The following is a 20,463-nucleotide window of genomic DNA, read 5'->3' as shown; positions in this document are numbered from 1 at the left end:
TATGTATGCCTTTTCATTTTGAGATGAAAACGATAAATAGTCAACCCTTTTATTTAATTAAGTTCATATTAATTCATATTTATTTAAATAATAGTGAACATTGTAGAAAATAAAAAAAACGCTAAGCCAACTAAATGGCCTAGCGTTTCCTCTTATTATTTAGTTAAAACAAGTTGCTTACTTAGCGCCTTCTTGCACTAAAACTGGCTCTGGATAAGCGTTCTTAAGTATACGTTGTCTATTCTTAACGACTGTTGGCGGTTCCACCTTAGGTGCCATCGGATGCATTAACCAAGACTTCACCATATGGGTATCCGAAACCTTATACATTGGAGGCTCTTTCTCCATATCGATTTGCATAGCATAGGTGCTGCGAAGTGCGAAGGCATCACCCTTAGGCGGTTTGATCAAATCTGGAGGGGTACCAGGAATAGCGGTAAGCAAAGAACCTTTGCTCTCTAAACTTGGCATGGATGCAAGCAATCCCCAAGTGTAAGGATGTCTTGGATCGTAGAAGATCTCTTCTGCAGTTCCCATTTCAACAATTTGTCCGGCATACATTACCGCTACACGATCCGCCATTCTTGCTACAACACCAAGATCATGGGTGATAAAAATAATCGCCGTATCAATCTTCTTCTGCAATTCCTTCATCAGGTCAAGAATCTGTGCCTGAATGGTAACGTCGAGCGCTGTAGTTGGCTCATCCGCAATCAGAAGCTTAGGGTTTGCTGCAAGTGCCATTGCGATAACGACACGTTGACGCATACCGCCACTGAACTCATGCGGATATTGATTGAAGCGGCGCTCTGGTGAAGGAATACCTACTAGCGTAAGCAGTTCAACCCCACGTTTATTGGCAGCTTCTTTGGAGATTTTCTCATGTTTGTGCAGTACTTCAGTAATTTGTCTGCCGACCTTCATCATCGGGTTCAAGGAAGTCATCGGATCCTGAAAAATCATACCGATCTCTTTACCACGAATCTTCTGCATTTGCTTCTCAGTCTTACCGATCAAATCTTGTCCATCAAATAAAATTTGTCCACGTTTATATTCTCCTGGCGGCGTTGGAACTAGCTTCATTACCGCTTGTGAAGTTACACTTTTACCGGAACCGGATTCCCCAACTATCGCTAGAGTTTCACCTTTATCTACATGGAAGCTAACACCACGGATCGCTTGTACTTCTCCACCGTGTGTTTTGAATGATATCGCTAGATCTTTTACCTCTAAAAGGCGCTCCATCTTGTCACCCTCTCATTTCCTCGTCAATTATGATAATGATTCTCACCAAGTTGTAAGCAATAAGTATTATTTTATCTAGTTCTAAGGGTTCTAGTCAAGATTTTTCTGAAAAAGATATGGCCAGCAGCAGCCTTATGTACTAGTTCTGTTTAATGCGAGTTCTATTCTTCACTAACAACCACAATATTGGCGGAAGCAGCAAAAGAACTAACAGCAGAGACCATCCGATATCTCCAAGAGATACCAAGTTGTCATTCAATAGTCGATAATACGCATAAAGAGAATAGGGAAGAACTACTAGTACTGCTGTAACTACCCCTGGTGTATATATCTTTAAATATATCGTCTGTCCTAGATGAGTAAATACATGTAAGAAAAATACCGCAAGCACTGCCAAGTACAATAAGTAATTAGAAAAGAATACTGCAATACAAGTTACCGTCACTATAAAAATATACACGAATAATACGTCCATTGCAAAATTACGTGTAGTCATTTGTAACATCGAATGATACGTCTTGCGCATAAACGAAGGAATTGCGTCCTCTAACCTGGTTCTATACTTTGCCCCCCATGCTTCAATCGTTAATATTTCTTCAAAATCATGAAACATAAATAGGATCGGCAACAGCCACAGCAAACTTACGATATCTATATGTACACTTAGCCACTCAAACATGAGAATCCTCTCCCTTCTCCTGCTCAGCCTCCTTACCTTCTTATGTTGTAATCTTGCTGAAAATGTCCTAACCCATGAAACGTTCCCAACCTTCCAGCAGATTATCCTGTGCCCACTGGAAATGGCCTTGGCTATCGTATTTACGCGAATAACACTCAATGAAATAAATTAAATCGATATATAAGTCGTAGAGCTTTTTGCGTGCACATTCATTAGGGCTATCAAAGCTGTCCCCATAACCTCTACAGAAATGCTCAGAATCCTCAATATAGCGAAAATAATATTCCATAAGGTGATCGCCCCATAACGCACGTTCCCAATCGATTAAGGCAACAATGCTTCCCTCTCTCACAAACACATTCCCATCCCATAGATCCCAGTGAACTAAACGTGGCTCAGTGACCACATCCATCACATGTATACGGCTGTTGATCTCCGCCTCAATCTTTTCTATAGGAATGGGCATCTTTGCCTCTAAGCGCCGAGCATCATCAAGGAGGTTGCCAATCAAATTTTGAAAGGTTACCCGCCAAGAAGTCCCCTTTATCTTCGAGGATACATTAAATAATCCGAAATGATCCCCTTGAATCTCATTGATAATCCGGCTATAACGACCTAATTCTTCCTCAATACAACTTCTTTGCTGCGGACTAAGCTCTTCCTTAATTTCATTATAGGGCTGGCCGATTATTTTCTCCATGAAAAAAAAGTCACTAGATATTAAATTTCTGCTGTTATCATAAGCGTATACCTCAGGCACAGGTACCGTTCCTTTAGACTTCATTAGCTGCATTGCCGCAACCTCTGTAGCCATGATATCGTGCTCGTAACTTAGCGTGTCTGTCTCATCGGATGGTGATATTTTAAGAATCGTAGCTCTGCCATCTGACAATAGGAGGTCATAAGCTGCGTTGAAATAACCTCCCGTCAATTCCGTACTTTGAATGATTTTCACATGGCTTCCAAAAGCAGCACCCACCAGGATGTCCTGCTGCTCAACCGTCAATTTTGTTTTAGTCTGACTTTCCAAGACTTCACCACCATACAGAGTTAAGTAAAAATGCAAAAATCCAACCTCATAAAAGTCCGGGATTCATTGTATTTGATCCAAGAAAGATAAACAATCCTTCTCCATTGGAATGAAAATTGTTAAAATTAGAAATAACACGTATCATTAGCTGCTTTTCATGAAAGAGAGGAAACTATTATTATGATCATAAAACCTAGAACACGTGGCTTTATATGTACAACCGCACATCCGCAAGGCTGCGCTCGTCAAGTCGAGCGGCAAATTGAGTATATTAAGGCACAACCCGCGATCAAAGGACCCCGGAAGGTGCTTGTCATTGGCGCATCCACAGGCTACGGCCTCGCCTCACGGGTTACAGCCGCATTTGGGGCTGGAGCCAGCACAGTAGGCGTATATCGGCCGAGCAGCAGCAATGGAGCCCGTACAGCCTCTGCTGGGTGGTACAATTCCGCCGCCTTCGAACAACTTGCGGAGTCTGCAGGCCTGCAATCCTACAGCGTTACCGGAGATGCTTACTCCAAAGAGACCAAAGAAAGAACGATTCAGCTGATCCGCAGCGAATTAGGACAAGTCGATTTGGTCATCTACAGTGTTGCTTCTGGGCGCCGTACAGACCCGGAGACAGGCGAAGTATATAACTCTGTTCTCAAACCTATTGGCGACATCTTTACCAACAAAACTGTAAATTTTCATACGGGTGAAGTCACTCAAATCTCCATCGAACCTGCGACCGATAAGGAAGTTCATGATACCGAACGGGTGATGGGCGGGGATGATTGGCAGCTATGGATAGAAGCACTCCAGCAAGCCGGAGTATTAGCTGATCACGCAACCACTATTGCTTATTCGTATATCGGATCAGAGCTTACTCAAGCCGTATATCGCCAGGGAACGATTGGACTTGCTAAAGACCATCTCGAAGCTACGGCAAGAACACTTAACGAAGCGTTAGCTGTTACTCACGGTAGAGCTTATGTAGCGGTCACAAAAGGTCTTGTCACACAGTCCAGCTCGGCGATTCCTGTCGTGCCCCTCTATATTTCCGCCCTTTACAAAGTCATGAAAGAGCACGGTCTTCATGAAGGTTGTATTGAGCAAACCTATCGGTTGTTTGCTGAACATCTCTACGCAGCGAAAGGAACTCCTGTGGATGAAGAAGGGCGTATCCGTATAGATGATTGGGAATTGTCTCCGGCAGTCCAGCAAGAAGTTATAGAAATCTGGGACCAGCTTACTTCAGACAATATCTACGACCTAACGGATCTGCATAGCTATAAACAGGAATTCTTCCAGCTATTTGGATTCGAGACTGAAGGTGTAGATTACGAAGCTGATACTGATCCAGACGTAACTGTTATAAATCTGCACTAAAATTTATCGTGTTTTTAGATTATCTTCTGCCTGAGGATAAGGGTTGTTCGAGAGCATATATTTCCTCTTCCAGAGAAATCATCTTTTGCTCAATCATTTTTCGTGCATCTGCCAACGCTTGATTGTAAATATAAGGCGAAAGTTCTTTGAGCATAAAATCGAGAAGGTTCTCGCTGGCTAATTGCCCAATTTCACTCGACAGCTCTGTATCAAAATATTCTTGAATACTAGCTGTAATATGAAGCTTATGTTCTCTCGGTATTTTTAACGGCTGCATGGTAATCCTCCAATCTAATTAGATACAGGAAAATGACGTGCTTTCGCACGTCATTTTTCACACCTATAACCTTCATTCACTGCTGCTTTTAAAACGGTTCCAACCCTCAGTCAAGTTATCATGCGTCCAACGGACATAACCTTCGTCTGCATATTTGCGTGAATAACATTCGATAGTAAGAATAAGATCAAGATAAAGATCATAAATCTTCTTCCGCTGAATCTCGTTCGGACTGTCGTAGGTTGTTCCGTACCCCTTATAGAAACCGGCAGAATTCTCAAAATGCCTAAAATAATACTCCATCAGCACATCGCCCCACAGGGCTCTCTCCCAGTCAATCAGTGATACGATGACTCCATCCTTCACAAATACATTCCCATTCCATAAATCCCAATGCACCAGTCGTGGCTCGGTTACGGCATCTAATGCAGGGAGATACTTGGAAACCTCCTGCATTATCTCTTCACTGGACGCAGGGAGCTGTGCATTCAGCCTCTTGGCATCAGCAAGTACACTTTCCATCAGGCATGAAAAGGTCTCTCTCCACGAGGCTCTTGGCTCCTCTGAATCCCTACCAAAAATGCCAAAACGTTCTCCGCGTATCTCATTGATTATGCGATTGTAACGCCCCAGCTCAGTTTCGATAGCGTCTCTCTCCGGAAGTGAAAGACTCTCCTTTACATCACTGTAGGGCTGGCCCTCCACCTTCTCCATAAAGAAATACGGAATAGGAATAAGCAGCAGACTTTCATCATAATGGTAGACGGCAGGCACGGGCACAACACCCTTATCTGCAACCATACGGAGAGCTTCCACTTCAGTTCGCATAATGTTCTTCTCGTAACTTAACGTATCTGTCTCTACAGCAGGGGCAACCTTTAGAATGACAGATTTCCCAGTGCTGAGTTCCAAATCATAGGCTGTATTAAAAAAGCCTCCCGTAAGTTCTGAACTAAGGTTAACCGCAGTTTCTGAACCGAAAACCGCTTTCACCAAAATATCCAGCTGTTCATCATTTAATTTAACTTTCGTGAAGCTCTCCATTTCGTTTAAACCCACCACATTTCTGTCAGTGGCTCCTCAATCAATACTTGTTGAAGGTTACTTACAGCTTTGGAGAAACCTTCTTCAATAGACATCAGCCCATCTTCATGCTCAATACTAACCACATAGTCATACCCAACCAAACGAAGTGCACTAATAATGTCAGCCCAAGTCTTAAGATCATGTCCAAAACCGACAGAACGGAACTGCCAAGCACGGTCAAGCATCTTGGTATACGACTGCATATCAGTTAATCCGTGCATATTGACATTCACAGGATCAATAACGGTATCCTTCGCATGGAAGTGATGGATTGCACCTTGGCGTCCCAAAATATGAATCGCTTGCACAGGATCAATTCCTTGCCACCACATGTGACTCGGATCAAGGTTCGCACCGATCACTTCACCTGCTGCTTCTCTCAGCCGCAGCAGAGTACCTGGTGTGTGTACTGAGAATCCTCCATGCAGCTCAAGACCTACCTTTACATCATGCTGAGCGGCAAAGGCACCCCATTCTTTCCAATAAGGAATAACCTTGTTCTCCCATTGCCAGTCCAGAATTTCTTGATAATCATTGGGCCATGGAGCTACAGGCCAGTTCGGATATTTAGCACCCTCATGATCTCCAGGACATCCAGAGAAGGTATTCACAACCGGAACCCCTAGCTTCTGCGCCAATTTGACCGAGTTTACGAAATCCTCATGATCCTTTTGAGCAAGTTCTTTTTGCGGGTGCAATGGGTTACCGTGGCAGCTCAAAGCACTGATTGTAAGTCCGCGAGATTCCACGGCATGTTTGAATTCTTGTAAGGCTGTTTCATTCTCCAGCAGCATTTTAGGGTCGCAGTGGCTGTTGCCAGGATTGCCTCCCGTACCGATTTCTACCGCCTTTAGCCCTTTGGATACTACGTAATCAAGAGCATCCTCCAGCTTACGACCTCCAAACAAGACCATAAATACTCCAAGTTTCATTGTAGGCCACCTCCTCTTGGAAATAGTTTACTTATTATTTATCGTAGATATCAAAATTCTTCACCACTTGATTACTCTCAGCAGCTTCAAAAATAACTTCAATCAAATTCTGTACCCGCATAACCTCAGCGTTCTTAACGATAGGTTCTGCAGTACCCTCAATGACAGCAGCGAAATTATCATAAAAGCTAGAGCTTAACTCCGACGGCTGAGGTAATTCCTCAGTGATCGTCGCCCCCTCCGATGGAGGTGCCATAGTTTTAGTTAGTCCTACACCTGCACGAATCGGCTTCGGTTCGATTTTTTCGCCTGCGTTATTTCTTGTCACCAATCTTCCAGTTAAAGACCAGTCTTCAATAATTCCAGTGCCTTCGATACCCTTCACATACCATCTTGGCAAAGTAATAAAGTTAGTCGTCCCAACCTCTACGATCGCTTTAATTCCATTCTCAAATTGCAGAATAGCTTCAAAACCGTCATCGACATCGTTTCCTAAAATAAAGCTTAGACTACTGCTCACACTGGTAATTTTGCTATCAATCATGAATAATAGCTGGTCCAATAAGTGAACGCCCCAATCCAGCAGCATCCCTCCGCCTTGTGCCTTAACATGACGCCAGTCTCCAGGAATTCCGTTCGCTCCGTGCACGCGGGATTCGATCTGGAATAGGGATCCAATCGTCTCCTCATCGTACATTTTTTTGATAGTTAGAAAATCTTCATCCCAACGTCTGTTCTGATGCACCATAAACACACGTTCGGCTTGATCAGCCGCCGCCAGTATTTCTTGAAATTCAACCTTAGATAGAGCAACCGGCTTCTCACAAATGACATGTTTGCCAGCTTGTAATGCACGAATCGCAATTTCTTTGTGCACATCGTTCGGTGTGGCAATTAGAATAATTTCGACCGAAGAATCTGCCAATACTTCTTCATAACTTTGGTACGCCTTGTAGCCAGCGTCGTTGGAATTGGTACGACGTGCTTCAAGCACATCGTACGTTCCAACTACGATTAAGGTAGAGGTCTCTTTTATCAATCCTGCGTGATAACTTCCCATTCCTCCAAAACCAACAATGACTACAGAATGTCTGTTTGAACTCATGAACTTCACACCTGCTTCTCGTTTAGTTATCTGATGTTCCGTCAAAATACACAGCACGACCTGTACGGGAAGATTCGTAAATAGCCTCCAAAATTTGGGTAACGACAAGGGCTTGTTCAGGTTTAACTACTGGTTCTTTATCTTCCCGAACTGCTTCAAGCCACAAGCGAGCTTCACGATCGGATTCACTCTCTTGTCCTCCGTTAAAGAAAGCTACTCCCCCTGCGGACAAGTCAATTTTAGTCTCGTATAGACGGCCACCACGGTCACCATTTAAGCGTAACCCGTCCTTCATATCTGCGCCACCCTCTGTACCTGCTAGGAGCGTCTTCGCTTCTCCAAATTCAGATACATTAAGAGCCCAGCTTGATTCCAGTACAATTGTAGCACCATTTTCCATGGTAATAAATCCAAATGCTGAATCTTCTACTTTAAATTGTTCAGGGTCCCATGGACCAAAGGCATTTCCGCCGTTTTTACGGTTACCAAGCTTATGGAAAGTCGAGCCCATAACACTACGCGGTTTATAATTGTCCATCATCCATAATGTTAGATCAAGCGCATGCGTACCGATATCGATCAGCGGACCGCCGCCTTGCTTTTCTTCATCCAGGAATACGCCCCATGTAGGAACCGCACGACGACGAACGGCAATCGCTTTTGCATAATAGATCTCACCAAGCTCACCGTTTTCACAAACGTCTTTAAGATATTCACTATCCGCACGATAACGGTTCTGATAAGCTACAGACAATTTCATGCCAGTGCGTTTGGCAGCCTCTAACATTTCCTGTGCTTGAGCTGTAGTCTTCGCCATTGGCTTCTCACACATTACATGATTGCCAGCTTCCAATGCTGCGATTGTGATCACGGAGTGACTGTCATTCGGTGTACATACATGCACGATATCGAATCCTCCGGCTTTCAAAAGCTCTTGATAATCTGTATATACAGCCGCGCCTTCAGCACCATAGGTTTTTGCTGCTTCCTGTGCACGTTCTTCGACGATATCACAAAAGGCTACCATTTCAGCATCTGCTTGACGTGACAAACTTGGCATATGTTTTCCGTTAGCAATTCCACCGCAACCGACAATAGCAATTCTCAACTTTTTAGACATGAACATTTCCCCCTTGATTAGCGTATGCTTTTACCCATTTCAAACTATCTTCTACACTTCCTAATGGTGAACGGCTGCAATAATCCTGCTCCACTACCGCCCACTCTACCTTTGCCTGTACAGCCGCATCAAGAATTGCTGTAAGGTTTACTTCTCCTTCGCCTAGAACAACCGTTTCCGGTGAACCATCCTCATGTTTCTTCAAATCTTTAAGATGGATGATTGGCAACCGGCCAGCGTATTTATTGATATATTCTACGGCATCATAACCTGCGTGATGTACCCAGCATGTATCCATTTCAACTTGCAGCAAATCAGCCGGCACCTCTTCAAACAAACCGTCAAACGCTGTACGGTCACCATATCGATCAGTTAACTCAAAGTCATGATTATGGTACAAAAGAACCGCTCCACGCGCCTTGCACTTTTCTCCAATAATCTTCAGATTCGCAGCAACTTCTTCATAGTTACGTTGTTCTTCTGACAGATACGGCACAATCAGATTATGATTTCCAATCTCCAGGTTGTACGCGATCTCTGCCTCTGTATCATTCAACAACGCGTCATAGGGACGGTGTGCGCCCAGCGCTACTAGTCCAAGTTCATCAAGCAATTGTTTGACTTCTGCTGCGCTACGGCCGAAGTAATGGAAAAACTCTACACCTTTATAACCAAGGGCTGCTACTTTACGCAGTGTCCCTTCAAAATCCTGTTCCAGTTCTTCTCTGAGCGTATACAATTGCAGGCCTATCTTCAGCATTTTCGAATCACTCCAATTGGATTTAAAGTTGGCTTTCTGTAGTGACAATCACTTGAACAATAATGCTGTAACAGAATTGACTAATCTGATTCACATCAGTTTCCTTAAACTGTCATTCTTGTAAGCACAGCTAATACCGACTGTTTCTAGCGTTGATGGTCGATTTCTTTCTTTATTGCTTAGCTACATAGTAATATGAAAGCGTATATATTAAAATGAATAATATGATTAAAACATGAACAATCTGCTTATCATTTCAATACACTCAGGAGGACCTATGACTCATTCTGCTACCTGTCACGTATTATCAGCCGGATTTTCTTTTCATCGCAAGCCTTTTCATATGTCTCAAAGTCAAGGGAACCAGAACTTTCTTATACGTCTGCAAACAGAAGGAAGAAGCCGTGCATTGATCGATGGTGTAATGTCACCTGTGGAAAGCGGGGATATTATGTTATTCGCTCCAAATGATCCTTACTATTTGATCATAGATAAAGAAGAGTACCCTGTAGGCAAGCCACGAATTGAAAGCGGAGATTATCATATCTTTTGCGGAGGAACATGGATTGATGAATGGTGGCAACGTTCACAAAGACCCACTCGTCTAAGTGTGCCGCTTAGTGAGAATTTTCTTGGCTTGTTTCGCCAATTGATTCTGGAGCACCGTCGACTTTCCGACTTCTCTCCAGAAATATCTGCCTGCTATCTGCAAATTCTATGTATGGAAATCGACCGGCTAATTACAGACCAGCCAGCAATTACTCCAAAAGGTTATCTGGCATACCGAATGAAGCAATATGTTGAGGAGCACGCAACCCTACCCTTTCTATTGGAAGATGTAGCAGGTTTTGTGGGTATATCCGTCTCGCGGGCCGTTCATTTATTTAAGGAAGCCTTTGGGACCAGTATTATTAAATATGTAAACGATGTCCGACTGGAAATGGCCAGAGAACGGATAACCTTCAGTCCCATGCCGCTGGAGCAAGTAGCAGAAACTTGTGGTTTTGCGAACTACACCTATTTTCACCGGGTCTTCCGAAGTCGTTTCGGGATGTCACCAAGAGAATATCGTGTGCACAGCAGAGAACAGGTGTAAATGAAGTAAACCCGTTTCATTGCAAAAGGGTTGTCCCTTAGTAGAAAAAGCTACTTTTAGGACAACCCCTGCTTCTATATTCGAACATAACTCGTGAGCATGAGATTATTCTTTTACAGCCGAAATGATCAGGAACATCGGTCTACGCTCCTCATCCTTCATCCATGGATCATTACTCATTTCTGTTGAAGGCTTTGGTTCTTTAACCGCTTTAATAGTAAAGCCAGCTTCAATCAGGTCATTGAAATAGGTGGAAATCGTGCGATGGTATTTAATCACATTTTCTGTTAAGAATTTAGTTTCACGAAGTCCTTCTGATTGATAATGATCTACGGGCCAATGCAGGCGGTTTCCTTGCTCATCGGCATACCAGTCTTGCTCTTCACGTGAAGTAAAGATTGGATGCTCCACTGAAAAAATAAAACTCCCGCCAGGCTTAAGAAACGAATGCACCTTTCGGCAGATGGCTGCAAAAGATTCAATATAGTGGAAAGCCAATGAACTGAGAACCACATCAAATTGCTCGCTCGCAAAATCAATGTCCTCAATCGGCAGCTGGATATAAGTTATAGCAGGATCGTTCGTTTTTTCACGCGCCTGTTGCAGCATTTTTTCTGAGATATCCACACCTATAACTGAACTCGCCTGCTGCTCACGGGCATATAGGCAATGCCAGCCAAAGCCGCAGCCCAGATCAAGCACACTTTTATTATGTAAGTCTGGAAGAAGCGCCTTTAATACATGCCATTCTCCTGCTGCTGCAAGCCCTCCAATAGAACGGGGCATTTGCTGGTAGGCGGAGAAGAAATTCGAATCGTCATATTTATTTTGTTTCATCAGGGATACATCTCCTATATATTATTTCTTCAATTACTATACGCTGAGCGATGTTCTCTTATCAAATAGCCAATAAAAAAGGAGCATCATCTTGGAAGATCTGCCCCTTATATCTATTCTTATTCAATTGTTCCTGCTTGCTTGGTGTTAATCGTACATGCTGTGAAATGGCTCCATAATCACTATTCAATCTACGACTCTGTGCTGCGCACCAGGCTCCGGAGCGCTCTGCCTTACGCAAGGCTTTTTGTGTCTTGGTTCGTGCCATGTGACACCACTCTCCTATTCATGGGTGAATGATTATTGATCTTACATCTATAAGACAACTTCATTTTAACATATTCCAGACTATGAGCGAAGCAAGAATTCCGTTACACTTAGAGCAAAGCTAGTATTCTATCTTATCTAAATAGATGCGGAGGTTTAAAGGATGAATTACCAGGTTTTGTATGAAGGTGCTTTTGCTATGTTAAAGGTCCAACTAAATCCCGGTGAAAGCGTAAAGGCTGAAATGGGCGCAATGGTCGCGATGTCACCTAACGTAGAATTAAAAGGAACTGTGGATGGTGGTTTAATGCGCGGTCTCGGGAGAATGCTGAGCGGTGAGAAATTCTTCTTTCAAGAACTTAGAGCGACCCGTGGTCAAAGTGAGGTATTGCTGTCGCCTGGCTCACTCGGCGATATTCAGGCGATAGAATTAGACGGATCGTATAAACTGTTAGTTCAAAAAGACGGATTTCTCGCCGGAACTGAAGGCATTCAAGTAAATACCAAAATGCAGAATTTAACCAGAGGGCTCTTCTCCGGTGAAGGCTTCTTCATTGTAGAAATCAGTGGCAGAGGAACGGTGTTCCTGTCTTCCTTCGGTGCTATCCATGCAATAAATTTAGGACCTGGTGAAGAAATGATTATCGATAACGGACACCTCGTAGCATGGCCAGACTATCTGGACTACAAGGTGGAAAAGGCAGCCTCTGGCTGGCTTAACAGCATAACCAGTGGTGAAGCACTTGTCTGCCGCTTCCGTGGAGAAGGTGTAATTCTCGTTCAGAGCCGTAACCCTGGCAGTTTCGGAACGTGGATCAAATCCTTTGTGCCTACTCGAAGCTAGACTTCCTAGAACGCAGTAATCAAAAAAGACACAGGCTTAGAGAAAGCCTGTGTCTTTAGGTTAGAAAGCAATCTTACGAGACTGCTTTATCTGCTTCTGCTTTTGCTTTTTTGCAGCCAGTACGTTTACATGTTCCATAAGTACCCTTGAAATCAAGGCGGTGATCCGTGACGTTAAAACCATATTCACGTTCCACTCTTCTCTCCAGCTCCACAAGCCAGTCGTCCTTAATTTCCTCCAACCGACCGCATACGCTGCATATTAAATGATGATGCATATGCGAATGATCGTTCCCGCGCAAATCGTAACGGGCAACTCCGTCTCCGAAGTTCATCTTCTCTACAATGTGTAGCTCACATAAAAGCTCAAGTGTACGGTATACCGTTGCCAGGCCCAGATGTGGATAGCTGTTCTTAACAAGCATATATACTTCTTCTACGCTTAAATGGTCCTTCTCATTGTCGAGCAGAACGTTCACTATAGCTTCACGCTGAGGCGTTAATTTATATTTTTGCGCCGCAAACAATTGACTGATATTTGATATTTGATCCATTTGGTCTCCTACCTTCCCGGAACGATTTAACATCCGTACCCTCTGAGACGCTCCTATTTATGCAGTTAAGACAAACCATAAATAGTAATCGTTACGATATAATCATAACAAAATTAACCACGAATGAAAAGAGCCTGACATCATTATATCATTTCATGCCACTTATCCAAAGTACTACACCCCAATCTGGCCTATATTTCTATTAAAATCTACTTTTTCGTGAAATAATACAGATTAGACCGCAACCTTTCCATAATTTACAACGTTAAAGGAGTGACAAAGGCTAAGGAGCCTATCCATACAACGAGGTGAAAAGACATGAACATGAAAAAAAGCACACTAGCAGTAATCACAACCGTAGCCATTTTCTCCTTTTCTTTGGGTGGTCAGATGTTTGCAGCTGGGAACACCTTTAAGGATATTGATAACATAAACGGCAAAGAAAAAATCATTTCTTTAAAAAATCAAGGGTTAATTAAAGGTGTCAGCGAATCTCAATTTCTCCCTGGCTCTAAGGTAACTACAGCCCAAGGGATTCAGTTTATCTCCGGCGGTCTCCAGCTCAGCCTCGCAGCCATTGACTTTAACAAAGCTCCTGTTGCCAGCGGCTTGTTCACAAAAGTAAAAGACAAAGCCTGGTACGCTGAAGCCTTTATCAATGCTTATTACAATCAAGTTAAGCTACCAAAAGACATTGATCCTAGCCTAATTATGACCAAAGAGCAATTCACTAACTATCTAATGCAAGCGATCGAAGGCGTAGGTAATCTGCCGATGATCAATATCGTTCCAGTAGATATCGCTGATGAAGCGTCACTGACCCCTGCGTATCAAGGCAGTATTCAGCGCTCCCTGAAATACAAGATCAATACTCTAGACGCTAACGGAAAGTTTAATCCAAAAAGCGAACTCACCCGTGCCGAAGCAGCGATTATGCTTTACAACGCTTTGGAGTTCCTGAAAACTGGAGGATAAGCCAAATTTCAGTTACTCTTCTCATTTGAATAATCTACACACGAAAAAGCAGCTCCGGATGATTCCCGAGCTGCTTTTTCGTGTGTATTGTCTTTCTACTCTTCTTCACCATTCAGTCTATTCAGAAATTGCAGAGCCCGGGGATTCTTCGGATGCTCCAGCACTTCTTGCGGCGTTCCTTGCTCTAAGATATGACCGCCATCCATCAAAATGATCCGGTCCGCTACATCGGCGGCAAATTTCATCTCGTGGGTCACAATCACCATAGTCATACCTTCTGCTGCTAATTGTTTGATGACCTTAAGCACTTCCCCTACCAGCTCGGGGTCGAGCGCCGAAGTGGGCTCATCAAACAACAGCACTTCTGGATCTACTGCCATAGCCCGGGCGATGGCCACTCTCTGCTGCTGTCCACCTGACAGCTGATGTGGATAGTTATCAGCTTTATCAGCCAAACCCACCTTAGCCAGCAGTTGAAGGCCCCGCTTACGCGCTTCTTCCTTGGTTCGTTTCAAGACAGTTACCTGTCCCTCCATCACATTGCCTAGCGCAGTCATATGCGGAAATAAATTATACGATTGAAAGACCATCCCTGTTTTCTGTCGAAGAGCCAATACGGAATTCTGAGAAATTTTCTTATGATCTGTAAAATTGATGGTGATATCCCCGAGTGACAGGCTGCCTTGATCCGGGATTTCCAACAGATTAAAACAGCGCAGCAGTGTAGTTTTTCCGGAGCCGGATGGCCCAATAATGACAAGTACCTTTCCATGCTCCATTTTCAGATCAATACCCTTTAACACTTGGAGTGCGCCGAAGGATTTATGCAAATTAATGATTTCAATCACAAGTATCTCTCCTTTAGGTCGCAGAGTAACGATCGAGTCGTTTCTCCAAGTAATTTTGCAGCGCCGACAGCACAGAACAGAACACTAAATAAAACAATCCTGCTTCGGAGTATACCAGCAGAGGCTCATAAGTGGTAGAGGCTACCTGCTGAGCAGTTCTAAACATCTCCGTATAGGTGATGATCGCTGCAAGCGATGTATCTTTGACCAAGCTAATAAAAGAATTGGATAACGGCGGTACAGAAACGCGTGCAGCTTGTGGCAGAATTACGCGGCGCAGAGCCTGCCCGCGAGTCATCCCGACTGAGAAGGCAGCTTCCCACTGGCCTTTATGTATCGACAGGATAGCAGCGCGTACGATTTCCGATGAATAAGCCCCTACGCTAAGGGTAAATCCAATGGTGGCGGCAATGAAAGGGTCGAGTACAATACCAACAGCCGGCAAACCATAAAATATAATAAATAGCTGCACTAACAACGGGGTTCCCCGAATGACCCATACATAAAAACGGGCGATTAGCTTCGGAATTACCCACGGTGAAAGACGTGCCAACGCGGTTAGGATCGCCAAAATCAATCCAAGCACAAAGGAAAGTAGCGCCAACGGAATGGTAAAAGCCACCCCGGCTTTAAGCAGGGGTAGCAGTGTATCTAAGAAAATTTGTATTTTGCGGTCATCCATTATTCAGACATCCTTTTTAGCTTCTAGGCTTAATTAGCCTTGCTAGCCTTGTATTATTTCGAAACGTCAGCTCCAAAGTATTTCTCGGAAATTTTCAAGTACGTTCCATCACTTTTCATCTCTTTAATCGCATCACTGACCGCATTCACCAGCTCATCATTGCCTTTCAGGAATACCGCAGCACTTTGTGAGCCTTCAGGAATCTCATCAACCACTTTAATTTTTGCATCTGGTTTTTGTTTTTTCAGATCCAGATAAGACAAGCCATCATTCACAGTTGCATCAATACGTCCCGAAGTCAGCAGATCCATCGCTTGATTGAAACCGTCCGTAGCTACGATTTCAGCACCGTTCTCACGAGCGATGTCGGATAAGTTACTGGTCAGGGATTGTCCGGCTTTTTTACCTTTTAGATCAGCAAAGGTCTTAATATCCTCATTGTTTTCGCTCACGATCAATACTGCCTTGGATACAATATAGGGTTCAGAGAAATCATATTTCACTTTGCGATCTTCGTTAATGGAAACTTCATTAAAAATGACATCAAACCGTTTCGCATCCATCCCAGCAAAAATACCATCCCACTGAGTTTCAAAAAATTCAGCTTCAACACCTAAACGTTTGGCTACTTCTTCGGCAATTTCCACGTCAAAACCCGTCAATTTCCCCGCAGTGTCATGATAAGTAAAAGGTGCATAAGTCCCTTCTGTACCTATCCGCAATTTGCCGCTGGCCTTCACAGCCTCCAAACTGTTTTGCGCTGAAGATGCTGCTCCACCATTCGTTCCAGCTGTTGGTTCAGCAGCCGTATTGGTATTCGAATTATTGCCGCAAGCCGCTACAAGAACCACGGTTAACGCCAATATAATAGTTAGACTCCATTTTTTCATTATTAAATCCCCTCTCTCTATCCGGTTTTTTTCCGGTAAATTGAATAGTACACTGCCATCACATGATCGTCAATGCTTTTTTCCGATAATATACATCGGAATTGTAATATTAACTAGATTTCTACTTATATCTTACCCAATCTTGGATTAATCCTTCACTTCTTTCTCTCTTTACTTCTCAGAAAGATATGGTATATTTATAAACAAATTAATATGGACCTGTTATTTCACTAGGGGAGTCGGCCGACTGAGACGGAGCTTCAAGCTCCGGACCCTTGGAACCTGATCTGGATCATACCAGCGGAGGGAAGTGGAGCAGAATTTTCATCAAGCATGTTAAGTGTTATTATGCAGAATGAACTTTTTGACCCATTCATTTCCTCTGGAAATGGATGGGTCTTTATTTGTTTAGACGCTCCACAAAAATATTAGGAGGTTAGATCATCACGACCATTTTATCTATGCAAGGCCTAACCTACTCTTTTCCGGAAACTGAACAACCCCCTGTATTCGCAAATCTATCCATGGATATCAGGCAAGGGGAATTCGTCTCCGTAGTAGGTGCTAGCGGATGCGGGAAAAGCACATTTTTCAAAACGGTTGCCGGTTTACTCGAACCTACTCATGGAAAAATAAAACTCCCTACGCTCCCCTCAACCGCTAGTCGTTTAGGTCAGATCGCTTATATGCCTCAGCAGGATTTATTGCTGCCTTGGAGAACAGTGCTCGACAACTGCCTTTTGCCCTGGGAGATCAAGCCCAGATTTAGTAAACAGAAAACGATCACTCAGATTCGGGAAATGTTGGCCCGCTTCGGCTTAACAGATGTAGAGAAGGCTTATCCCCATGAACTTTCGGGAGGTATGAAACAGCGAGTAGCATTTCTGCGCACCTTAGTGGCTGGAGGCGGAAGTGGTCTTATGCTGCTGGATGAGCCCTTTGGCGCTCTCGATGCCATGACCAAACGTGAGATACACCGTTGGCTGTTGGAGTTATGGGGTGAACTGAATCAGACGATTATGCTCATCACTCATGATCTGGAAGAAGCACTATTGCTCAGTGACCGGATTTATTTATTATCTGGCGGTGCGCACAGCGAATTACAGGAGATCATTGTCGATCTACCAAAACCAAGACATTATAAGATGAACTATGAACCCCGGTTTATAGCACTACGGGCAGAGTTGGAGCGAAGATTGCATGCAACCTATACCTATTAAAAAACATCTAGACAACTATGGTCCCTTCCTTCTTCTGGTACTGCTCATTCTTGTAATCTGGGAGTCAGCTGTTCGCCTTCACTTGATTCCAGCCTTTATTCTCCCTGCACCTTCATCTATTGGCATCGCATTGATCGAGCACAGGCAATTGTTATTCGGACAACATTTATTAGCGACGTTGCAGGAGATACTGGTAGGTTTTGTCCTTTCTGTGGTTTGTGGTGTATTGCTGGGCATTGGAATGTTCCTGTTTCGCCCCGTAGAAAAGGCCATCTATCCCTTCCTTATCATTAGCCAGACGGTCCCATTAATTGCGCTATCCCCCATTTTTATTATGTGGTTCGGATATTCGCTGTGGAGCAAAGTGGCTGTGGTGTTTTTAACGGCTTTTTTTCCAGTCGTAGTGAGTACATATGATGGACTTCGTACAAGTGGCCAGACTTACAAGGACTTATTATTAACATTTGGTGCAAACCGCTGGCAGCTGCTTGTCAAAACCCAAATTCCACTGGCGTTGCCTGCTTTTTTCTCTGGCTTAAAGCTATCCATTGTATACTGCGTCATCGGAGCTACTATCGGGGAATGGCTCGGCGGCAGTAAAGGACTCGGTTACTTCAGCCGCAGAACGGCCGGAAATATGCAGAGCGATGAAATGTTCGCGGCTGTATTTCTGCTGTCCGCGCTTGGTGTTGTGCTTTTTCTGGCGATAGCTTTACTCGAACAATTATTTTTAAAGAAAAGAGGATCTAACCAATGAATCATTTAAAATCACCACAACGAGGACTTATTTCTGTATTTCTAGTATGCACACTTTTGCTCTTAAGCAGCTGCGGGAAGGCAGACAAGCTAAATAACAACTCCCAAACCGGTTCCTCCAATTCCGAAAATAAGCAGTCACACAAGCTGACGATTATGCTTGATTGGTATCCCAATGCCGTTCATTCCTTTCTATACGCTGCGCAACAGCAAGGTTTTTTCCAAGAGGAAGGTTTGGATGTCGAGATCAAAATGCCTGCGGACAGCAATGACGCCCTAAAGCTTGTAGCAGCAAATCAAATTGATCTAGCGCTCAGCTATCAGCCACAGGTGCTTATGGCACGCGGCGAGAAAATCCCTGTACGTTCGATTGCAGCTATCGTGCGGCATCCACTGAATCATCTGATGGTTCCTCAGGCAGGCAGTATTCATAGTCCCAAAGAGCTCGCAGGAAAACAAATCGGCTATTCCTCTATTCCGCTCTATGAAGCGATGATTCGGACAATGATCCAGAGTGATGGAGGCAATCCTTCATCCGCCAAGCTGATTGATGTAGGTTTTGACCTTATCCCTGCGATCTCTACAGGACAAGTGGACGCAATAATGGGCGGGTTCATCAACCATGAACAACTGATCCTTGAAAAAGAGGGACATCCGGTCACCTCGCTTAATCCAACGGATTACGGAGTCCCTGACTATTATGAGCTTGTGCTGGTGGCCAGCGAACAAGGATTGCAAAATTCTGAAGCCTACTTTAAAAAATTTCTAAATGCCATAACAAAAGGACAGGAATTTGTGGAGCAGAATCCTGAACAAGCCCTGGATTTACTGATTGCACATGAAGATGCAACTTCACCGCTCGACAAGGAGATTGAGAAAAAAAGTCTTGAAATTCTACTGCCGCTGATGAATGCAGGCGATCAAACTTTTGGTTATCAAGACCCGACATCTTGGGAAAAGGTTCAGCAGTGGTTATCCACCAACGATCTTCTAACAGAAGATATTAAAGCACAGGAAGCTTTTATCAATCTGTAACGTTTAGTTGGTTATTTATACAAGCTTGAGGAGGAATTATGATGAGTTACTTAGCCAAAGTACGGGAATCCAACCCGTTGATCCACAACATCACTAATATTGTAGTAGCCAATTTCTCAGCCAACGGTCTGTTGGCACTGGGTGCCTCTCCCTTTATGGCGGATGCCCACGAAGAAGTGATCGACATCGCCGCTATGTCGTCTGCTGTAGTTCTAAATATAGGCACACTCAATGACTACGCCATTCAATCTATGTTGCTCGCTGGTAAATCCGCTAATAAACACGGGGTTCCCCTAGTGCTTGACCCGGTAGGTGCAGGCGCAACTTCTTATCGGACCGCTGTCACTCAAAAACTAGTGAATGAGATGCAAATCACCGCACTGCGGGGGAATGTGGCTGAAGTCGCTAATGTGATTGGGGAGAGTTGGTCCATTAAAGGGGTGGATGCTGGCGAAGGTGAAGGCGATGTAGTCCTTTTGGCTGAAGCTGCTGCGAGGAAGTTAAGCTGTGTGGTCATCATAACTGGAAAAGACGATGTGATCACGAATGGAAAAAACACTTATATTGCCAGCAACGGTCACCCTATTCTCACGAAGGTTACAGGAACTGGCTGCTTGCTCAGTGCTGTTGTGGGTGCATTTCTCGCGGTAAGTGGAGGTGCCTCGTTGGAGGCCGCAGTGGAAGCCCTCTCCTTCTATGGAGTAGCCGCTGAAATCGCCGCTGAACTAACAACTGGTCGAGGACCGGGAAGCTTTCAGGTTGAGTTTCTAAATCAACTGACATGGGTCACGCCAGAAGTCTTCCTAGAAAGATCTAGTATCAAACAGCTCAGTTAATGACCCTCAAAAGGAGTGA

At 44.0% G+C, this 20,463-nt stretch carries 23 protein-coding genes and 1 riboswitch; of the genes, 8 read left to right on the top strand and 15 right to left on the bottom strand.

Annotated features, from left to right (window positions below; genetic code table 11):
- Nucleotides 1–177: 177 nt before the first annotated feature.
- The 3 genes from MHI51_RS13125 to MHI51_RS13115 form a co-directional block, all read right to left on the bottom strand.
- Entirely contained in the window at nucleotides 178–1,245 is a 1,068-nt protein-coding gene (locus MHI51_RS13125; RefSeq protein ID WP_076135552.1) for an ABC transporter ATP-binding protein, read from the bottom strand.
- A 139-nt stretch (nucleotides 1,246–1,384) separates the two neighbouring features.
- Nucleotides 1,385–1,924, bottom strand: a complete 540-nt coding sequence (locus MHI51_RS13120; RefSeq protein WP_076125975.1) for an HXXEE domain-containing protein — start codon at nucleotides 1,922–1,924, stop codon at nucleotides 1,385–1,387.
- 67 nt (nucleotides 1,925–1,991) lie between these two features.
- Entirely contained in the window at nucleotides 1,992–2,954 is a 963-nt protein-coding gene (locus MHI51_RS13115) for a phosphotransferase family protein (protein WP_405173938.1), read from the bottom strand.
- 180 nt (nucleotides 2,955–3,134) lie between these two features.
- On the opposite strand from MHI51_RS13115, the gene fabV reads away from it, so the two are divergent.
- Nucleotides 3,135–4,325 carry an enoyl-ACP reductase FabV gene (gene fabV / locus MHI51_RS13110; protein WP_405173937.1) on the top strand — a complete coding sequence of 397 codons (1,191 nt, stop codon included), beginning with the start codon at nucleotides 3,135–3,137 and terminating at the stop codon, nucleotides 4,323–4,325.
- Nucleotides 4,326–4,344: 19 nt separating this feature from the next.
- Here the strand turns inward: fabV and MHI51_RS13105 are convergent, their stop codons facing one another.
- From MHI51_RS13105 to MHI51_RS13080, 6 genes are all read right to left on the bottom strand, one after another.
- A complete protein-coding gene (locus MHI51_RS13105; protein ID WP_405173936.1) occupies nucleotides 4,345–4,602 on the bottom strand; it encodes a DUF2164 domain-containing protein in 258 nt (85 codons plus the stop codon).
- A 72-nt stretch (nucleotides 4,603–4,674) separates the two neighbouring features.
- Nucleotides 4,675–5,646, bottom strand: a complete 972-nt coding sequence (locus MHI51_RS13100) for a phosphotransferase family protein (protein ID WP_405173935.1) — start codon at nucleotides 5,644–5,646, stop codon at nucleotides 4,675–4,677.
- A gap of 5 nt (nucleotides 5,647–5,651) precedes the next feature.
- Entirely contained in the window at nucleotides 5,652–6,620 is a 969-nt protein-coding gene (locus MHI51_RS13095) for a sugar phosphate isomerase/epimerase (RefSeq protein WP_076101695.1), read from the bottom strand.
- 34 nt (nucleotides 6,621–6,654) lie between these two features.
- A complete protein-coding gene (locus tag MHI51_RS13090; protein WP_341002250.1) occupies nucleotides 6,655–7,725 on the bottom strand; it encodes a Gfo/Idh/MocA family oxidoreductase in 1,071 nt (356 codons plus the stop codon).
- A 22-nt stretch (nucleotides 7,726–7,747) separates the two neighbouring features.
- Nucleotides 7,748–8,845: a Gfo/Idh/MocA family protein gene (locus tag MHI51_RS13085; RefSeq protein WP_036686323.1), complete on the bottom strand. Its 1,098-nt coding sequence runs from the start codon at nucleotides 8,843–8,845 to the stop codon at nucleotides 7,748–7,750.
- Entirely contained in the window at nucleotides 8,838–9,605 is a 768-nt protein-coding gene (locus MHI51_RS13080) for a sugar phosphate isomerase/epimerase (RefSeq protein WP_076202612.1), read from the bottom strand. Before MHI51_RS13080 ends, MHI51_RS13085 begins: the two co-directional genes overlap by 8 nt.
- Before the next feature lie 277 nt (nucleotides 9,606–9,882).
- Here MHI51_RS13080 and MHI51_RS13075 point away from each other — a divergent pair, with 277 nt between their 5' ends.
- A complete protein-coding gene (locus MHI51_RS13075) occupies nucleotides 9,883–10,701 on the top strand; it encodes an AraC family transcriptional regulator (protein WP_076135544.1) in 819 nt (272 codons plus the stop codon).
- Nucleotides 10,702–10,806: 105 nt separating this feature from the next.
- On the opposite strand, the gene MHI51_RS13070 is transcribed toward MHI51_RS13075, so the two are convergent.
- Together MHI51_RS13070 and MHI51_RS13065 are read right to left on the bottom strand one after the other, a co-directional pair.
- Nucleotides 10,807–11,538 (bottom strand): class I SAM-dependent methyltransferase, encoded by a 732-nt coding sequence (locus tag MHI51_RS13070; RefSeq protein ID WP_405173934.1) that lies wholly within the window; start codon nucleotides 11,536–11,538, stop codon nucleotides 10,807–10,809.
- Between the two features lie 61 nt (nucleotides 11,539–11,599).
- Nucleotides 11,600–11,806, bottom strand: coding sequence for a hypothetical protein (locus tag MHI51_RS13065; RefSeq protein ID WP_076125962.1), 207 nt, complete (start codon nucleotides 11,804–11,806; stop codon nucleotides 11,600–11,602).
- Between the two features lie 162 nt (nucleotides 11,807–11,968).
- Between MHI51_RS13065 and MHI51_RS13060 the strand changes: the two genes are divergently transcribed.
- Complete coding sequence (locus MHI51_RS13060) at nucleotides 11,969–12,649, top strand: TIGR00266 family protein (protein ID WP_076218192.1); 681 nt, start codon at nucleotides 11,969–11,971, stop codon at nucleotides 12,647–12,649.
- A 73-nt stretch (nucleotides 12,650–12,722) separates the two neighbouring features.
- Here MHI51_RS13060 and MHI51_RS13055 read toward each other — a convergent pair whose 3' ends face one another.
- On the bottom strand, nucleotides 12,723–13,202 hold the full coding sequence (locus tag MHI51_RS13055; RefSeq protein WP_036686314.1) for a Fur family transcriptional regulator: 480 nt from the start codon (nucleotides 13,200–13,202) through the stop codon (nucleotides 12,723–12,725).
- 318 nt (nucleotides 13,203–13,520) lie between these two features.
- On the opposite strand from MHI51_RS13055, the gene MHI51_RS13050 reads away from it, so the two are divergent.
- Nucleotides 13,521–14,177, top strand: coding sequence for an S-layer homology domain-containing protein (locus MHI51_RS13050; protein ID WP_076218193.1), 657 nt, complete (start codon nucleotides 13,521–13,523; stop codon nucleotides 14,175–14,177).
- 95 nt (nucleotides 14,178–14,272) lie between these two features.
- Here MHI51_RS13050 and MHI51_RS13045 read toward each other — a convergent pair whose 3' ends face one another.
- The 3 genes from MHI51_RS13045 to MHI51_RS13035 are packed head-to-tail and all read right to left on the bottom strand — an operon-like array spanning nucleotide 14,273 to nucleotide 16,597.
- On the bottom strand, nucleotides 14,273–15,025 hold the full coding sequence (locus MHI51_RS13045) for an amino acid ABC transporter ATP-binding protein (protein WP_076218194.1): 753 nt from the start codon (nucleotides 15,023–15,025) through the stop codon (nucleotides 14,273–14,275).
- Between the two features lie 13 nt (nucleotides 15,026–15,038).
- Nucleotides 15,039–15,707 carry an amino acid ABC transporter permease gene (locus MHI51_RS13040; protein WP_036686309.1) on the bottom strand — a complete coding sequence of 223 codons (669 nt, stop codon included), beginning with the start codon at nucleotides 15,705–15,707 and terminating at the stop codon, nucleotides 15,039–15,041.
- A 53-nt stretch (nucleotides 15,708–15,760) separates the two neighbouring features.
- Nucleotides 15,761–16,597 carry an amino acid ABC transporter substrate-binding protein gene (locus tag MHI51_RS13035; protein ID WP_076183478.1) on the bottom strand — a complete coding sequence of 279 codons (837 nt, stop codon included), beginning with the start codon at nucleotides 16,595–16,597 and terminating at the stop codon, nucleotides 15,761–15,763.
- A 222-nt stretch (nucleotides 16,598–16,819) separates the two neighbouring features.
- Nucleotides 16,820–16,923: riboswitch (TPP riboswitch) on the top strand.
- Between the two features lie 198 nt (nucleotides 16,924–17,121).
- Here MHI51_RS13035 and MHI51_RS13030 point away from each other — a divergent pair.
- The 4 genes from MHI51_RS13030 to thiM are packed head-to-tail and all read left to right on the top strand — an operon-like array spanning nucleotide 17,122 to nucleotide 20,444.
- Nucleotides 17,122–17,817, top strand: coding sequence for an ABC transporter ATP-binding protein (locus tag MHI51_RS13030; RefSeq protein ID WP_256721815.1), 696 nt, complete (start codon nucleotides 17,122–17,124; stop codon nucleotides 17,815–17,817).
- Nucleotides 17,798–18,574 (top strand): ABC transporter permease, encoded by a 777-nt coding sequence (locus tag MHI51_RS13025; protein WP_076218196.1) that lies wholly within the window; start codon nucleotides 17,798–17,800, stop codon nucleotides 18,572–18,574. Before MHI51_RS13030 ends, MHI51_RS13025 begins: the two co-directional genes overlap by 20 nt.
- Nucleotides 18,571–19,608, top strand: a complete 1,038-nt coding sequence (locus MHI51_RS13020) for an ABC transporter substrate-binding protein (protein ID WP_076218197.1) — start codon at nucleotides 18,571–18,573, stop codon at nucleotides 19,606–19,608. Before MHI51_RS13025 ends, MHI51_RS13020 begins: the two co-directional genes overlap by 4 nt.
- A 41-nt stretch (nucleotides 19,609–19,649) precedes the next feature.
- The gene (gene thiM, locus MHI51_RS13015; RefSeq protein WP_076125949.1) at nucleotides 19,650–20,444 is read left to right on the top strand and encodes a hydroxyethylthiazole kinase; all 795 of its coding nucleotides are present in this window, start codon (nucleotides 19,650–19,652) and stop codon (nucleotides 20,442–20,444) included.
- The last annotated feature ends 19 nt before the right edge of the window (nucleotides 20,445–20,463 follow it).

This window comes from Paenibacillus sp. FSL H8-0260, from assembly GCF_045040625.1.
Taxonomy (GTDB): Bacteria; Bacillota; Bacilli; order Paenibacillales; family Paenibacillaceae; genus Paenibacillus_AQ; species Paenibacillus_AQ odorifer.
Note: the sequence above shows the minus strand (reverse complement) of the source record. Positions and strands in the feature narration are given on the sequence as shown.

Coding starts and splice junctions, on each gene's coding strand:
- MHI51_RS13125 (WP_076135552.1), bottom strand. CDS start 1,245: ATGGAGCGCCTTTTAGAGGTAAAAGATCTAGCGATATCATTCAAAACA.
- MHI51_RS13120 (WP_076125975.1), bottom strand. CDS start 1,924: ATGTTTGAGTGGCTAAGTGTACATATAGATATCGTAAGTTTGCTGTGG.
- fabV (WP_405173937.1), top strand. CDS start 3,135: ATGATCATAAAACCTAGAACACGTGGCTTTATATGTACAACCGCACAT.
- MHI51_RS13105 (WP_405173936.1), bottom strand. CDS start 4,602: ATGCAGCCGTTAAAAATACCGAGAGAACATAAGCTTCATATTACAGCT.
- MHI51_RS13100 (WP_405173935.1), bottom strand. CDS start 5,646: ATGGAGAGCTTCACGAAAGTTAAATTAAATGATGAACAGCTGGATATT.
- MHI51_RS13095 (WP_076101695.1), bottom strand. CDS start 6,620: ATGAAACTTGGAGTATTTATGGTCTTGTTTGGAGGTCGTAAGCTGGAG.
- MHI51_RS13090 (WP_341002250.1), bottom strand. CDS start 7,725: ATGAGTTCAAACAGACATTCTGTAGTCATTGTTGGTTTTGGAGGAATG.
- MHI51_RS13085 (WP_036686323.1), bottom strand. CDS start 8,845: ATGTCTAAAAAGTTGAGAATTGCTATTGTCGGTTGCGGTGGAATTGCT.
- MHI51_RS13080 (WP_076202612.1), bottom strand. CDS start 9,605: ATGCTGAAGATAGGCCTGCAATTGTATACGCTCAGAGAAGAACTGGAA.
- MHI51_RS13075 (WP_076135544.1), top strand. CDS start 9,883: ATGACTCATTCTGCTACCTGTCACGTATTATCAGCCGGATTTTCTTTT.
- MHI51_RS13070 (WP_405173934.1), bottom strand. CDS start 11,538: ATGAAACAAAATAAATATGACGATTCGAATTTCTTCTCCGCCTACCAG.
- MHI51_RS13065 (WP_076125962.1), bottom strand. CDS start 11,806: ATGGCACGAACCAAGACACAAAAAGCCTTGCGTAAGGCAGAGCGCTCC.
- MHI51_RS13060 (WP_076218192.1), top strand. CDS start 11,969: ATGAATTACCAGGTTTTGTATGAAGGTGCTTTTGCTATGTTAAAGGTC.
- MHI51_RS13055 (WP_036686314.1), bottom strand. CDS start 13,202: ATGGATCAAATATCAAATATCAGTCAATTGTTTGCGGCGCAAAAATAT.
- MHI51_RS13050 (WP_076218193.1), top strand. CDS start 13,521: ATGAACATGAAAAAAAGCACACTAGCAGTAATCACAACCGTAGCCATT.
- MHI51_RS13040 (WP_036686309.1), bottom strand. CDS start 15,707: ATGGATGACCGCAAAATACAAATTTTCTTAGATACACTGCTACCCCTG.
- MHI51_RS13035 (WP_076183478.1), bottom strand. CDS start 16,597: ATGAAAAAATGGAGTCTAACTATTATATTGGCGTTAACCGTGGTTCTT.
- MHI51_RS13030 (WP_256721815.1), top strand. CDS start 17,122: ATGGATATCAGGCAAGGGGAATTCGTCTCCGTAGTAGGTGCTAGCGGA.
- MHI51_RS13025 (WP_076218196.1), top strand. CDS start 17,798: ATGCAACCTATACCTATTAAAAAACATCTAGACAACTATGGTCCCTTC.
- MHI51_RS13020 (WP_076218197.1), top strand. CDS start 18,571: ATGAATCATTTAAAATCACCACAACGAGGACTTATTTCTGTATTTCTA.
- thiM (WP_076125949.1), top strand. CDS start 19,650: ATGAGTTACTTAGCCAAAGTACGGGAATCCAACCCGTTGATCCACAAC.